The organism is Mycobacterium sp. 852014-52450_SCH5900713, from assembly GCF_001667075.1.
Classification (GTDB): domain Bacteria; phylum Actinomycetota; class Actinomycetes; order Mycobacteriales; family Mycobacteriaceae; genus Mycobacterium.
Map to the genome: position 1 here is coordinate 14,598 of NZ_LZIL01000011.1, position 14,466 is coordinate 29,063.

Consider the following 14,466-nt stretch of genomic DNA (forward strand, 5'->3'; position numbering starts at 1 on the left):
GTGAATCCTTGAGCGGGGCGCTGCTGGTCGCCGGCACCAGCTCCGACGCCGGGAAATCGGTGGTAGTCGCCGGCCTGTGTCGATTGCTGGCACGCCGCGGCGTTCGGGTGGCGCCGTTCAAGGCGCAGAACATGTCCAACAATTCCGTGGTCACCGTGGAAGGCGGCGAGATCGGCCGGGCCCAGGCCCTCCAGGCGCGGGCGGCGGGGCTGCAGCCCAGCGTGCGGTTCAATCCGATCCTGCTCAAACCCGGCAGTGACCGGACGTCGCAATTGGTGATTCGCGGCCAGGTCGCGGATTCGGTCACGGCGGCAAGCTATGTGCGGCATCGCGAGCGCCTGGCGGGGATCGTCGCCGACGAATTGTCTTGCCTGCGCAATGATTTCGATGCCGTCATCTGCGAGGGGGCCGGCTCGCCGGCCGAAATCAACCTGCGTGCCACGGATTTGGCGAACATGGGCCTGGCCCGGGCCGCGAACCTGCCGGTGATCCTGGTCGGAGACATCGACCGGGGCGGCCTGCTCGCCCATCTATTCGGAACGGTCGCGGTGCTCGAGCCCGACGACCAGGCACTGATTGCCGGGTTCGTGGTCAACAAATTCCGCGGCGACCCCGCACTGCTGGAACCCGGATTGCGGCAATTGCACGCGATGACCGGCCGTCCGACCTACGGCGTGCTGCCCTACGCCGACGAACTCTGGCTGGACGCCGAGGACTCGCTGTCGGTGGTCGCGCGCCGCCTCGTCGGCACCCCGGAACCGCCGCGCGGGAGCGAGTGGCTGCGGGTGGCCGCGATCCGGTTGCCCCGGATCTCCAACTCCACCGACGTGGAGGCGCTGGCGTGCGAGCCTGGCGTCGCGGTCCGCTGGAGCGCCGACCCCGCCGACCTGGCCGACACCGACCTGATCGTGATTCCCGGCAGCAAATCCACCGTCGCCGACCTGACCTGGCTACGCGATCACGGCCTGGCCGAGGCGATCACCGCGCACGCCGCGGCCGGCAAGCCGGTGCTCGGGATCTGCGGCGGTTTTCAAATGCTGTGCCGGCGCCTCGACGACCCGGTGGAATCGGGACTCGGCGAAGTCGCCGGGCTGGGGCTGCTGGACGCGGACATCGCCTTCGGCGAAACCAAGATCCTGCGCCGGTGGCCGCCGCCGCTCGCCGGATACGAGATCCATCACGGCCGGGTGTCGCGCTGCGCGGAGGACATCTGGTTCGGCGCGCAGGGCGGGCGCGACTGCCAACCGCACGGCCTGGTTCGCGGCGCGGTCTTCGGCACCCATTGGCACGGCCTGCTCGACAACGACGACTTCCGCCGCGCGTGGCTCACCGGCGTCGCGGCCGCGGCAGGCCGTGACGGGTTCGTCGTCGCCGACACCAACGTGGCCGCGCGGCGCGATGCCCAGCTCGATGTGATCGCCGATCTGCTGGCTGCCCACCTCGACACCGACGCTGTCCTCGGCCTGCTGGACGGTCCGCCGCCCCGCCGCCCGCACCTGGCAACTCGGTTGTGGCCGTAGGGCATTCGCCGAGGCCCGGCGGTATGCCGACCGAATTGACGGCGACGCAAAACGCGTCGCGCGAGCCCGCCGGGATAGCCGCTGAACGCGGGGATGTGGAGAAATCGTCGCGCGCGTGGGCCGGTCGGTTGTAGCGTGCGTAGATGCCCTCAATGATGACCACGCTCGACGGGTTCCCCGTCCCGGTAGCGGTGGCCGGTCCGGAACAGGGCGTCGTGGTCGTCATTCTGGGCGACGAGGAGCGCATCCCCGCCGCGTACGACGCGGTCTGCGAACGGCTGCACACCGCGTCGCTTCGGACGGTCGTCATCGGTCTCGATCCGCGCCTGACCCCCAAGTCGGTCGTCGGCATCCTCGACGTGCTGGGAATCGGGTGGGCCGTGGTGGTCGGCGACCGTGCCGGCGGCGAACTGGCCTGGGAACTCGCCGCGACGAAGCTGGGCCGGTTCGTCGGCCTGGTGGTGATCGATCGCGGCCATCCGCGGGCGGCCGATCGCGACGGCGCGGTTCGCGACGGGCATTGCCCGCCGGTGGAGATCGGCACCACGGTCCTGGTCAGCTCCCCGGCCGCGCGGGCGGTGGCGCGCGCCAGCCAGCAGTATGTCTACGCCGAGTACCGCGTGGTGCATTTGGGCCGGCGGACGGTGCAGGAGTCGACGGCACAGTTGGCCGCCGAGATCGTGTTGCGCACCAGTACCTGGTAATCCCGGCGGGCACGCCGAACACTAACTCGCACAAGCGGTTTGCCGCGACCTCGTGGATGGCGGGCGGTACCGTGTCGGTCGGGGAAAGGATACGCGGTTGTGAACGCCTCTGAGCGCCCGGTAGTGGGCCTGACTTCGTACCTGGAGCGGGTGCGGACCGGGATCTGGGACGTGCCGGCGGGTTATCTGCCTGCCGATTACTTCCAGGGTGTCGTGATGGCCGGCGGGGCCGCGGTGTTGCTACCGCCGCAGCCGGCGGAACCGGAGGCGGTCGGGTCGGTGCTCGACAGTCTGCACGCGCTGGTGATCACGGGCGGCTACGACGTGGATCCCGCCGCGTATGGCCAACAGCCGCATCCGACCACCGATCGGCCGCGCGCCGCCCGCGACGAATGGGAATTCGCGCTGTTGCGCGGCGCGCTGGACCGGGGACTGCCGGTGCTGGGCATCTGTCGCGGTGCGCAGGTGCTCAATGTGGCGCTGGGCGGCACCCTGCATCAGCACCTGCCGGAGGTTCTCGGGCACGACGGACATCGGGCGGGCAACGCGGTGTTCAACAGGTTGACGGTGCGCACCGCCGCCGGCAGCCGGCTGGCCGCGCTGGTCGGGGAGTCCACCGATGCGCCGTGCTACCACCATCAGGCGATCGACAAGGTCGGTGAAGGGCTGATGGTCAGCGCCTGGGACGCCGACGGCGTCATCGAGGCGCTGGAGTTGCCCGGGGACCGTTTTGTGCTTGCGGTGCAATGGCATCCGGAACAGTCCCTGGACGACTTGCGCCTCTTCGCCGCGATCGTGGACGCCGCGCGGTCGTACGCCGGGCGCGCGGGCTGACCCGCGCGCTACGCAACCGTTCCACGGTAGACGGCCATCGGCGCCGCGGCCGTCGCCCAGACCCGTGGCACCGACAACGCCCCGGCCGACGTTGCGCGGCCGACCCGCGCGGTGATTGCCGCGCCGCGAACAGCACGATGGTCGGGCGCCAGGCAGCGCAACGCCGCCGCCTTGTTGAGCGAATTCAGGTAGTCGATCGCGATACCCGACGGCGCGGTGAGCGAGCTCAGCTTTGACAGGGCGCAGGTCGCCGGCGCGAGGGAGACGTCGAACGTGGCCAGCGGCGACAGGGACAGCGCCCGCAGCGCGCCGGGCGCGGCTGCGAGCAGCTGCCGGCCCGCCGACACGACCTCCGGCCCCGACTCCAGTGCCCACGTGCCCCGGCTTGCGCTGCCGGGCGGCAACGTGAACGGCACGATGGCCGCGGCATCCGCCGACGCCGCGGCGTAGGCGTGCATGGCCGCGGCGTCCTGCGCCCACATCCGTTCGTAGTCGGCCTCGGTGGCGGCGATCGCCGGGCTCGCCAGACCCAGGGAGTTCGCCATGGTCAGCGACCTGCGCTGCACCCGGTTGGTGGCGATCGACGACGGTGGCACCGTTGCCGCTAACGCCCTTTCGTGTGCGCTCGCCGCAGCGGCGGCCTGGGTGGCCGCTTGCTCGGCGCGTATCGCGGTGGCGTCGAGCCAGGCGATGTAGGACGCCGCGGCATCGTGCCCGGGGGCGGGGTCCTCCCAGTCGGCCAGCTTCGAGGTCACCGCCCGGTAGTCCGCGACCGCGGTGTGCAGCCGAGTGGCCAGGCGGGCCCACGCCGTCGCGGCTTCGGCCATCGAGCCAGAGCCGGGGCCGGCATGCAGTTGTCCGGAAATGATTTCGGGCGGGAGCATCGTGAAATTCATCGCTATCTCTGCCTAACGACGGCGGTGGGGCCGCGGTTCGAACGGGACTCTTCTGTTGGGACGTAGGCCAGGGGGTTACAGGCCTACCTGCCAAGGAGCCCTCAGCAGCGGGCGACGCAGAGCAGCGTCAACAGATCCCGGTCTGACGGAACCGCCCCGGGCGCACGGGATGGTGCGCGGGGCAGCCGAAATACCGTGGCCGCAAACGAAGTCGGTAATGCCGACCCGATCGATGGCGGCGACGAGCGGGCCCACGTCGGCGGCCGATCCCGCGTCATCCACGCGGTCTTGGTGGTCTTGTGATGTGTCGGCGAGGAGCCGGCGGAAAAGCCCGGCGCGGCAGCGCTCGCGTTATGCGCTTGCACGTGTGTGGCATTCACGCGGGCGAGTCCGGAGACCGCGCCCCCACGCGATGCCCAACCCGCGGTGACCGCACAGGACACGCCGAGCACCGCGACGATTGCGATGACCGACCGCCATCGTCGAGTTCCACGGGTGTCGCCGACTGTCACAGTGGCCCGAACCTACAACACGAGGCTTGGCCGACAAGCCCAGCGAGCTGTGAAAACGATCAAAGTCCGGTGTGGGTTCGCGGCTGCCCGCCCAGGCGGCGTCGGGGTTCGGTTGGCTGCTTGCCCACCCCATTCGATTTCGCCGCGGGCAGCCACGCCCGCGGGACCGACAACCCGCCAATTGAGATCGCGCGTCCGAAATCCACCAGCACCGCAGCGCGATTACCCCTGCCCGCCTTCGCCGCCGCAGCACCGATGGCCACGGCGAGCGGGATGCTGGCCTGCCGGGCAAACCCGGTGCGCAGGGAACTCAGCTTGGACAGCGGCGACGACATCGACAGCACCGCCGTACGGAATCGCCGGCAAGATGCCGACGATAACCCGTCGAGCGCTGCGGGCAGCATCGAAATCAGTTCCGCGCCAGCCGATATCACATCGTCGCCGTCCTCGGCGGCGGGCGGGGACGTAAAGGGCGTCACGGTCGAGGCGGCCGCAGCGGCAGTGGCGTAGGCGTACATGGCGGCGGCGTTCTGCGCCCACAGCTGGTCGTAGTGGCACTCCGCGGACGCAATGGCCGGGGTGTTTTGGCGCAGCTGGTTCGTCGCCGCCAGCGACATTCGCAATGCCCGGTTGGCGAGGATGGTCTGCGGCGGCGCGGTCGCGGCCAACGCCCACTCGTACGCGTCGGCCGCCGCGCCGGCGCGGGCGGCGGTTTGCTCCGCTAATGCGGCGGTCGCCTGCAGCCACGCTATGTACGGCGCCGTCGTTTCGCCCATCTGCACCGCCGCGGGGCCGCGCAAGCCGTCCAGCAGCCCCGCGGAAACGAGGTACTTCGTCGCGGCCTCGCGGAGCTGGTCGGCCAGCCGCTGCCATGTTGTGGCCGCGCTCAGCAGTGATGCGGGGCCGGGGCCGCAATACATTCGCGCGGTGTTGATTTCTGGGGGTAACGCGCCGAAGTCCACCGCTATCTGCCCCCGGCGGGGGCGGGGTGGGTGGCCGCGGATCCAGCGGGCGTGCGGGAGTTGGCTGCAAACATGACTTCCTTGGGTGGGTAGCGACCGACGTTCAGCGTCGGGTCGGGAGTTGCGGGCATGCCGACGGGGTTGGCCGCTTTCGGGCTAACGCGGTCGGCTGTCGGCCGGCGCGCGGCGCCGGCCAGACATGGCTACGAGTGGCTCGGAATGCCGATCAGCGCCTGGACACGCAAAGCTTGGTCAAGAGGTCTTGTCCTGCGAGGACAGTCGAGGGTGCGCGTGACGGCCCTACGTCGAGGGGCCGCTGTGCCCCAGTGGCCGAGGCAAGTGAGGACAGCGTCCACGACCAGCGCGGCACGGACAGCGAGAAGGTCGTCGGCCGGTCGCGCTTCAATCCGGCGCTCTTGAATGCCTTGTCGTCGTTGAGGGTGGAGCCGAAGTCGGGATGGCTGCGCGGTGCGGAGCCGTCCCGGAACTCAAGGGTCCCGGTGCGGGTGGTGGTCGCCACCGACGCCGCCACGTGCTGCGGTGGGCCGGCCGCCGCCTCGACCTGCAACGCCCAGAATCCGAAGGCAGCGGCGAAAAGGGACAGTGCAGCAACTACGGCCAGAGCCGAGGGGCGTGGCCGTCGTGAAGGTCTGCCCGCACCACGGAAACTCACAGTGCTGCCACCGTAGCAGCGCGGGTGAGTGCCGGCCCTGCCAGTCCGCTTTGAAAAGGCTTAGAGGTAGCGCAATTTGGGCTGTGAGCGATTCGCGGAAGAAGCTGCGAGGCGGCGCCGCGGCGACTAGTGAGCCGCGGCAGGGGATTTGAAGGCGATCAGCGGGATGGCCATCTCGGCGGCCGTCGCCGCGCCGTGAAAGCCTATGAGTCGAGCCGTTTCCGGCGGCTCGTGCCCGGTTGCCAGCACGGCCGCATCGCCGGTGCAGACGGCGACGACGTCACCGATCCGCGTCAGGTGCGCCGGGCTGACCGGTCCGAACATCCCGGTGGCTACCGCCTGCTCGCGGCTGTAGACGTGCGCCCTGCCGCCGAGTACCTCGCTCCAGGCCGCCTGCACGTCAGCCGCGGCGCCGGGCTCGGTGTGCAGGTAGCGAACCCTCGGTTCGCCGGCGACCACGCGGACTCCCGCGGCGAGCCGCGGGTCGGTGTCGAGGTCGACCCGCGCGTCCGGTGGAACGTTGAAACCGCCGTGGTCGGCGGTCACCAGCAGCGCCGCGTTCGGCGGCAGCGCCTCGACCAACCGGCTGAGCAGCGTGTCCACCTGGGCGGCCGCTTCGTGCCAACGGGACGATCCGACGCCGAATACGTGGGCCGCGGTGTCGAGGGCCGCGGTGTAGCCGTAGACGAGGCCCGGCGCCGCGCGCAGCTCGTCGGCCACCGCCTGCGCGTTGTCGTCCGTCGGCTGGATCGGGCGAAACTCGGCGCCGCGGTATGCCGCCTCGGTCAGCCCGCTACCCATGAACGCGGCCGGCAAGACGGCGCGTGCGCTCACGCCGGCTTCGTTGAGCCGCCCGAACCAGGTGGGCAAGGGCTGCCACTCGGCGTGCGGTGGGTCGTCACGCCACAGGATGTGGTTGAGCACCCGATCGGTGCCCGGCACGTTCAGCGTGAAGCCCAGGATCCCGTGCTCGCCGGGCTGTGCCCCCGTACCCAGCGAGACCAAACTGGTCGGGGTGGTCGACGGGAAGGTGCAGGTGAGCTCCGTGAGGTGGCCGGTCTGCCCGGCGAGCACGGAGGCCAGTAGCGGGGCGCTGCCGGCCAGCTCCGCAAGCAGGTGCCAGCCCAGTCCGTCCACCAGCACCACCGCGACGCGATCGACCTGGTCCGCCCCGCCGACCCGGTCGGCCAAACCCAGCTCGTCGACGGCGCCCGGCGCGCCGAGCAGAGCGGCGGCCGCGGGCAGCACGTCGCAAAGGGAACCGGGCACGGGGGCCAGTCTGGCACGAGCCGACCCCCGATGGCGGCGATCCACTTCGCCGCTAGACGCGCGCCAGGCGGTGGCTCGTCACCCGCAGTTGACGCTCGGTTCCGTCGGCGAGGGTGCGGACCTGCGGCGGCGACAGGCGGCCGCACAGCCGCCCCCAGTGCAGCGCGACCTCGTCGCCCGCGGCGGCATCCGGCACCGCGCTGTACCCGTCGATCCAGACGTCGAACACAGCGGACGACGGTTCGGACAGCGCCAGCCCCTCACCGTCGAGCACCAGCCTTCGGCGCAGCACCTCGATCCGGTCGCGGTCGCGGGACAGCACGGTTCCCCAGGTGATGCGGCAGTTGTCGAGCACGTTCAGGGGATGTTCGTCCATACCCCGCCCCAGGAACCGGGTCCACGGGTACACGCCGAACACGTGGAAACAGTGGTTGGCGGCGGCCTCGCCGGAAAGGTCCGGCGTCAGGTGCGACCAGTAGCGGCCCGCCTGCGGGCCGATGATCGCCAGCAACGCCTTGAAGAAGTCCAGGGGGTCCAGGTCGGCGCCGACGCCGCCGCCCAGCCAGTACGACTCCACGAGCCGGTAGTCCAGGGGGTCGGCGATCCCGGTCAGCGTCGACAGCACCCGCAGGTACGGCCACGCCCCGGAGAACTTCGTCGCCGCCCGGCGTACCTCGTCGACCGAACCGTCGCGCAGGGTCGCCCCCAGCGGGGGACCGCAATAGCCCAGCGCGTTGGGCGCGTAGGCGTAGCGCGCGAACATGTCTGGGCCGTCGGTTTTACCGGTCAAGCGCGCCCCACCAGCTTGACCGCGTCGCGGTGCATCCGGCCGAAGTTGTAGTAGGCGGCGCACGCCCCCTCGGGGGACACCATGCACGTGCCGATCGGTGTCTCCGGGGTGCACGCCGTGCCGAAAACCTTGCACTCCCATGGCTTGAGCACACCCTTGAGCACCTCGCCGCACTGGCACGCCTTGGGATCGGCGACCCGCACGCCCGGCATCGCGAACCGCAGCTCGGCGTCGAATCCCGAAAAGTCGTCGTGCAGCCGCAGTGCGCTTTGCGAGATGAAACCAAGCCCGCGCCACTCGAAGTGCGGGCGCAGCGCAAAAACCTTGCCCATCAACGCCAAAGCGGCGGGATTGCCCCGCTCGGGCACCACGCGCGTGTACTGGTTTTCCACCTCGCAACGGCCCTCGCGGATCTGGGTCAACAGCATCGCGACCGCGGCCAGAATATCCAAGGGCTCAAAACCGGCCACCACCAATGGCTTTCGGTACACCTCGGGCACGAACCGGTAGGGGCGGTTGCCGACCACCGTGGACACGTGCCCGGGGCCGATGAAACCCGACAGGCGCAGGTCCGGCGACTCCAGGATGGCCTTGATCGGCGGGACGATCATGACGTGGTTGCAGAACACGCTGAAGTTGCTCAGCTTCAGGTCGCGCGCCCGGACCAGGGTGACCGCCGTCGACGGCGCGGTGGTTTCGAAACCGATGGCGAAGAACACGACGTGCTTGTCGGGATTGTCGAGCGCGATCTTCAGCGCGTCCAGCGGGGAGTAGACGAACCGCACGTCGGCGCCGCGCGCCTTGGCGTCCAGCAGGCTGCCGTGCGATCCGGGCACGCGCATCATGTCGCCGAAGCAGGTGAAGATCACCTCGGGTTGGCCGGCCAGCCACATGGCGTCGTCGATGCGGCCCATCGGGATCACGCAGACCGGGCAGCCGGGGCCGTGCACCAGCTCGACGTTGTCGGGCAGCAGGTGCTCGATGCCGTGCCGGTAGATCGTGTGCGTGTGCCCGCCACACACTTCCATGAATTTGAACAGTTCGCCGTCGGCGCCGGCCAAGCGTTCGATGGCGCCCAGCAGCTTGCGGGCCGCGGCCGGATCACGGAACTCGTCAACGAATTTCATGACGGTCCTTTCCTTCTCAGACGATCGATGAGGAGTCGAAGGCTTGGATTTCGGTGTCGTAGGCGTCGCCGAGCTTCTTGACGGCGGCCAGGGTGAGCAGCGCCTCCGTCTCGTCGATCTTGGCCATCGCGAACCCGACATGAACCAGGACCCAGTCGTCGGGTTCGGGCATGTCGTCGGCGAGCAGCCGCACGCTGATGGTGCGCTGCACGCCGCTGACGTCGACCTTCGCCAAATAGTCGGCGGGATCGGTGATCTCGACGATCCGGCCCGGAATTCCCAAACACATGTGCGGCCTCCCTTCCTTTCTGGTGGCGACGCGCTACGCCCTAGCAGATCCGCGGCAGCGGGTCGCCGACGAGCATGTCGACGATCCGTGTTCCGCCGAATCCGGTTCGCAGCACCACGCTTTCGGCTGGTTCGGTGACGATCTCCCCGACCTCGGCGGCGTCGGCACCCAACGGATGCGAGCGCAGGGCGTCGAGCCCGGCCGCCGCCTCGTCCGGCGCGACGACCGCGACGAACTTGCCCTCGTTGGCGACGTACAGCGGATCGATGCCGAGCAGCTCACAGGCGCCGTTCACCATGGGCGCCACGGGAAGTCGTTCCTCTTCGAGCAGCACCCCCAGACCGCAGGCCTGGGCCAGTTCGTTGCAGACGGTGCCCACTCCGCCCCTGGTCGCATCACGCAGCCAGCGGGTGGACGGCGCGGCCGCCATCAGCAGCTCCACCAGCGGGCTGAGGCACGCGGTGTCGGAGTGGATGTCGGCCTCGATGGCCAGGTCGCCCCGCGCCAGCATGACCGCCATGCCGTGGTCGCCCATCGTTCCCGACAGCAGCAGCTTGTCACCGGGCCGCACCGACGCCGCGGACAGCTCGCGTCCCGTGGGAATGACACCGGTCCCGGCGGTCGTGACGAACATGCCGTCGGCGGCGCCCTTGGGCACCACCTTGGTGTCGCCGGTGATGATCTGCACGCCCGCCTCCGCGGCCGCCGCCGCCATGTCGGCGACGACCTCTTTCAATTCGGTGATGGGGAAACCCTCTTCGAGCACGAACGCCGCCGAGATCCACGACGGCACGGCGCCGGCCATCGCGAGGTCGTTGCAGGTGCCGTGCACCGCGAGCGCGCCGATGGAGCCGCCCGGGAAGCGCCTGGGCTGCACCACGAATGAATCCGTGGACATCGCCAGGCGTTCGCCGCTCGGCAGAGTCAGGACCGCGCTGTCTCCGAGTGACTCCAGCAGCGGGTTGCGGAACGCCTCCACGAACACCGCGTCCACCAGCGCCGCCGAGGCCTTGCCGCCCGCGCCGTGCGCCAGCGTCACATGGTCGTCGAGCAACCGGGGCCGGCGCCTGCGGAACGATTCGATCCGCTCGATCACTTCACCCTCGGCGAATCGTGGCCCCGAGGAAAGGTATTCACCCGCCGACTTATTCATGCCGCCCCCATGCCTTGCTTGCCACCGAGCTGTTGGTGCACACTCAGCCACAGCTGGTAGCCCAGCAGCGCTTGCGATTCCTGGATCCGGTGCACGCTCTGCGAGCGAACGACGAAGCAGGCGTCCACATTCGGATTGTTCGCGAACGCGCCGCCGTCGTAGCCGGCGAATCCGATGGTGTACAGGCCGCGTTGACGCGCCTCGGCCAGCGCGGCGAGCAGGTTGGGCGAACCGCCGCTGGTCGACATGGCGATCGCGATGTCACCGGTCCTGGCGCGGGCGATCAACTGCCGGGCGAACACCAACTCGAATCCGACGTCGTTGCCCAGCGCGGTCAGGATCGCCTGATCGGTGGTCAAGGGCCACGCGGGCAGCGGCATGCCGACCGGCGGCCGGGCGAACAGCCTCGCCAAGGTGGTGGAATCGGTGCAGCTGCCGCCGTTTCCGAAGGTGAACATGCGGCCGCCCGCCGCGAAACGGCGCGCCAGCTCGGCGGCGGCCGCACCGAGCAGCGCGGCGTTGGCTTCCAGTGTCGAGCGCCGCAGCGCCAGACTTTCGGCCGCCTTCGCCTGCGCCGACGCGGCCAGGTCGGCCAGCAGCGAGGCGGGGTCGTCTTCCTGGGCGTCGATGAACGGATACAGGAAGTTGGTGGGTTCGTCGGCGGTGCTCATCGGCCCTCCTCGTCTTCCAGTCTGCCGATCGCCATGCCCGCGTGCACCAACATCAGCTCCCCGGCTTCGACCGGGTCGATCAGGGTGGTCACCACGTTTTCGATGCCTCGCGCGGTGCGCACCGTGGCGTGCCCGTCGGCCGACGCGGTCACCGCCTCGGCGGGGCGCCCCTCGTCGCTGCAGGTGACGCAAACCGACTCGGCGCATTCGGGTTTGAGCAGGCCGGGGTGCTCGAAGCACACGTGGGTCAGTTCCCACAGCACGTGATAGAACAGCACGAAGCCACCCGTCGCGGGCACGCGCGGATCGGGGTCGTCGAGCCACAGCACGTGGTCCGCCATGCCCGCGCCGGGGCGGTCGCCGCTGCCGATCCAGATGGTGGTGGCGCCCCATGCGGGGGCCCGCCGCATGACCGAGCGGACCTGCGGGTCGTCGGCTCCAGAAACCGCGACCACGATGTCGCCCGGCCGCACCGACACTCGCACCAGGTCAACCAGGTCGGGTCCGGTCAGCGCCACCGCGGGCAGGGCCCGTTTGCCCATGATCACCGGGTGCACGAACTCGACCGCGATGTGCAGGGCGTGCGGTTCCCACGACGGCGCGATGGACCACATGGTCGCGCCCGCCGCGAAGCGCTTGGCGAGCGTGAAAGCAGTGGCGGCGAGGTCTTCGGCCAATTCGGCGCCGAGCCCGCGATCGATGGCTGTGGTGGTCATGGGTCAGCCCTCCTCCCGCGCGGTCAGCATGGAGATCGCGGCCTGCCCCAGGGCGAGCCCGCCGTCGTTGGGCGGAACGACGTGGTGGGTCAGCACCTCGAATCCCGCCAGCCGCAACCGCTGACGACACGCTCTCAGCAACAACACATTCTGGAATACCCCACCGGTGAGGCCCACCAATCGGGTGGTACCGGCCACCTGACCGACCACCTTGGCGACGGCGTCCGCGACGGCCTCGTGAAAAGCCGCGGCCAGCAGCGCGGGTCGCGTGCCGGTGTAGAGCGCCGACACCAACGTCTGCACCATCGGGGCGGGATCGATCACCCCGTCGGCGCCCACCATGAGCGGTAGCGACGGCCCGGCGTTCGTGCCCGCCGACTGCGCCAGCGCCTCCAGTTCGATGGCGGCCTGGCCTTCGTAGTCGATGCGGTGCCGCACGCCGAGCAACGAGGCGACCGCGTCGAACAGGCGGCCCATGCTCGAGCAGGGCACGCATCCGGTTCCCGTCTCCAATTGCGAACGGGTCAGGCGCAATTCGTCGGGTGTCGCGGCCGCGACGGGGGCCAGGTCGGGGGTCCAGTCGATGCCGGCCGACCACAGCTGCGAGAGCGCCATCCGCCACGGGTTGCGGACAGCCGCATCACCGCCGGGCAGTGGTACCGGTAACAGGTGGCCGGCCCGGACGAATCGCTGGCTGTCGCGGCCGAGCCGGAGAATCTCCCCGCCCCAGATGGTCTGGTCGCATCCGTAACCCGTGCCGTCGAAGGAGACCCCGACGACGGGTTCGCCGATTCGCCCGTGCTCGGCCAGCAGCGACACCACGTGCGCGTGGTGGTGCTGGACGAGGTCCAGCGGTCGACCGTCCGCGCGGCGCTCCGCCCAGCTTCGGGTGTGATAACCAGGGTGCAGGTCGGCGGCCAACCGGGCCGGCTCACCGCGCATTTCGCTGAGTTGGTGCACCGCCCGCTCGAACGCGCGCAGCGTCTCCCAGGTGCCCATGTCGCCGATGTGCCCGGACAGGTAGGCGCGCGCGCCGTCGGTGAGGCAGAAGGTGTTCTTCAATTCCCCGCCAACGGCCAGCACTGCCGGGCCCGCGAAGTTCAAGTCGACCGGCAGCGGCGCATACCCGCGGGACCGCCGGATCGGCAGTTCGCATGCGGCCCCCTCGTCCTTCAACACCCGCACCACCGAGTCGTCGCACGGGACGTGGATCGGGCGGTCGTGGTCGAGCACTGCATCGCACAGCGCCGGAAGGCGCTGTGCCGCATCGTCATCGGTGAAACAGATGGGCTCGTCGGACCGGTTGGCGCTGGTGAGCACCAGCGCGTCGGGCACAAGCGCGGCAGAGGCGGGTACGGGCGCCAGCAGCAGATGATGAATGGGGGAGTACGGCAGCATCAGGCCCAGCAACGGGCTGCCGGGCGCGACGGCGTCGGCAACGGGTGCGTCCGGTCGGCGTCCCAGCAACACGATCGGCCGGGCGGGGCCCAGCAGCACGGCGGCCTCGTCGTCGTCGACGTAGGCGTAGCGGCGCGCGACGTCCAGATCACGGACCAGCATGGCAAACGGCTTGGCGCCACGCGCCTTTCGCGCCCGCAGCGCGGCGACGGCCGCGCCGTCGCTGACGGAGCAGGCCAAGTGGTTCCCGCCGACGCCCTTGACGGCCACCACCGCGCCGGCGGCCAGCGCGCGTTGGGTGGCCGCCAGCGCCGCGTCCGCTCCGTCGAGGCGTCCGCTCGCCGACCGGAACCACAGGGACGGCCCGCATTCGGGGCAGGCGATCGGCTGCGCGTGGAAGCGCCGATCCGCCGGGTCGTGATATTCGGCGGCGCAGCGCGCACACATGGGGAACCCGGACATGGTGGTGGACGGGCGGTCGTAGGGCAGCTCGCGGATGATGGTGAATCGCGGCCCGCAGTTGGTGCAGGTCACGAAGGGGTGGCGGTAGCGCCGGTCGCGTGGGTCGAAGAGTTCGGCGACGCAGTCGTCGCACGCCGCGATGTCGGGCGGAATCGGCGTCGTCTCGCCCGGGACGTCCCGGCTGGCCACGATCCGGAACCCGCGGCCGCCGCCGGCGTCGGCGGCAAGCTCGCTGACCGTGACGTCGCGGATCCGGGCCAGCGGCGGCGCCTCGGTGCGGAGACGCCGGCCGAATTCGGCGATGCGGGTGCGCTCGCCCTGGACCTCGAGGAAGACGGCGCCCGAATCGTTGCCGACAAAGCCGGACAGGCCGAGTTCGGTCGCGATGCGGTGGACGAAGGGCCGGAAGCCAACCCCCTGCACGACACCGGTCACGGTGAAGCGCTGCCGAACGTCGCGGTGTCGCAGCAGCAGGGGGGACGAGGTCATC

The 14,466-nt window shown here is 70.2% G+C and carries 14 protein-coding genes; 3 read left to right on the forward strand and 11 right to left on the reverse strand.

Annotation, left to right across the window (positions count from 1 at the left end; genetic code table 11):
* Positions 1-8: 8 nt before the first annotated feature.
* The 3 genes from A5773_RS03825 (at position 9) to A5773_RS03835 (ending at position 3,058) form a co-directional block, all read left to right on the forward strand.
* On the forward strand, positions 9-1,520 hold the full coding sequence (locus tag A5773_RS03825; protein ID WP_066946331.1) for a cobyric acid synthase: 1,512 nt from the start codon (positions 9-11) through the stop codon (positions 1,518-1,520).
* 143 nt (positions 1,521-1,663) lie between these two features.
* Positions 1,664-2,224, forward strand: a complete 561-nt coding sequence (locus A5773_RS03830) for an alpha/beta hydrolase (RefSeq protein ID WP_197505407.1) — start codon at positions 1,664-1,666, stop codon at positions 2,222-2,224.
* 99 nt (positions 2,225-2,323) lie between these two features.
* The gene (locus A5773_RS03835; protein WP_231989170.1) at positions 2,324-3,058 is read left to right on the forward strand and encodes a gamma-glutamyl-gamma-aminobutyrate hydrolase family protein; all 735 of its coding nucleotides are present in this window, start codon (positions 2,324-2,326) and stop codon (positions 3,056-3,058) included.
* Between the two features lie 8 nt (positions 3,059-3,066).
* On the opposite strand, the gene A5773_RS03840 is transcribed toward A5773_RS03835, so the two are convergent.
* The 11 genes from A5773_RS03840 to hypF all read right to left on the reverse strand — a co-directional run bounded on the left by A5773_RS03840 (position 3,067) and on the right by hypF (position 14,465).
* Positions 3,067-3,954: a PPE family protein gene (locus tag A5773_RS03840; RefSeq protein ID WP_067262678.1), complete on the reverse strand. Its 888-nt coding sequence runs from the start codon at positions 3,952-3,954 to the stop codon at positions 3,067-3,069.
* Positions 3,955-4,525: 571 nt separating this feature from the next.
* Complete coding sequence (locus A5773_RS03845) at positions 4,526-5,428, reverse strand: PPE family protein (protein WP_156664309.1); 903 nt, start codon at positions 5,426-5,428, stop codon at positions 4,526-4,528.
* A 226-nt stretch (positions 5,429-5,654) separates the two neighbouring features.
* Entirely contained in the window at positions 5,655-6,101 is a 447-nt protein-coding gene (locus A5773_RS03850) for a hypothetical protein (RefSeq protein WP_066946343.1), read from the reverse strand.
* A 126-nt stretch (positions 6,102-6,227) separates the two neighbouring features.
* The gene (locus tag A5773_RS03855) at positions 6,228-7,370 is read right to left on the reverse strand and encodes an alkaline phosphatase family protein (RefSeq protein WP_067262674.1); all 1,143 of its coding nucleotides are present in this window, start codon (positions 7,368-7,370) and stop codon (positions 6,228-6,230) included.
* Between the two features lie 52 nt (positions 7,371-7,422).
* Entirely contained in the window at positions 7,423-8,160 is a 738-nt protein-coding gene (locus tag A5773_RS03860; protein ID WP_255377455.1) for a DUF6390 family protein, read from the reverse strand.
* Positions 8,157-9,287, reverse strand: a complete 1,131-nt coding sequence (hypD, locus tag A5773_RS03865) for a hydrogenase formation protein HypD (RefSeq protein ID WP_067789527.1) — start codon at positions 9,285-9,287, stop codon at positions 8,157-8,159. Before hypD ends, A5773_RS03860 begins: the two co-directional genes overlap by 4 nt.
* A gap of 16 nt (positions 9,288-9,303) precedes the next feature.
* Positions 9,304-9,576 carry a HypC/HybG/HupF family hydrogenase formation chaperone gene (locus A5773_RS03870; protein WP_066946355.1) on the reverse strand — a complete coding sequence of 91 codons (273 nt, stop codon included), beginning with the start codon at positions 9,574-9,576 and terminating at the stop codon, positions 9,304-9,306.
* A 40-nt stretch (positions 9,577-9,616) separates the two neighbouring features.
* The gene (gene hypE, locus A5773_RS03875; RefSeq protein ID WP_067262662.1) at positions 9,617-10,729 is read right to left on the reverse strand and encodes a hydrogenase expression/formation protein HypE; all 1,113 of its coding nucleotides are present in this window, start codon (positions 10,727-10,729) and stop codon (positions 9,617-9,619) included.
* Positions 10,726-11,400, reverse strand: coding sequence for an SIS domain-containing protein (locus tag A5773_RS03880; protein ID WP_066946363.1), 675 nt, complete (start codon positions 11,398-11,400; stop codon positions 10,726-10,728). The genes hypE and A5773_RS03880 overlap by 4 nt, the downstream gene beginning before the upstream one ends.
* Positions 11,397-12,116 (reverse strand): hydrogenase assembly protein HupF, encoded by a 720-nt coding sequence (locus A5773_RS03885; RefSeq protein ID WP_067262659.1) that lies wholly within the window; start codon positions 12,114-12,116, stop codon positions 11,397-11,399. The genes A5773_RS03880 and A5773_RS03885 overlap by 4 nt, the downstream gene beginning before the upstream one ends.
* A 3-nt stretch (positions 12,117-12,119) precedes the next feature.
* A complete protein-coding gene (hypF, locus tag A5773_RS03890) occupies positions 12,120-14,465 on the reverse strand; it encodes a carbamoyltransferase HypF (protein ID WP_067789529.1) in 2,346 nt (781 codons plus the stop codon).
* Between the last annotated feature and the right edge of the window lies 1 nt (position 14,466).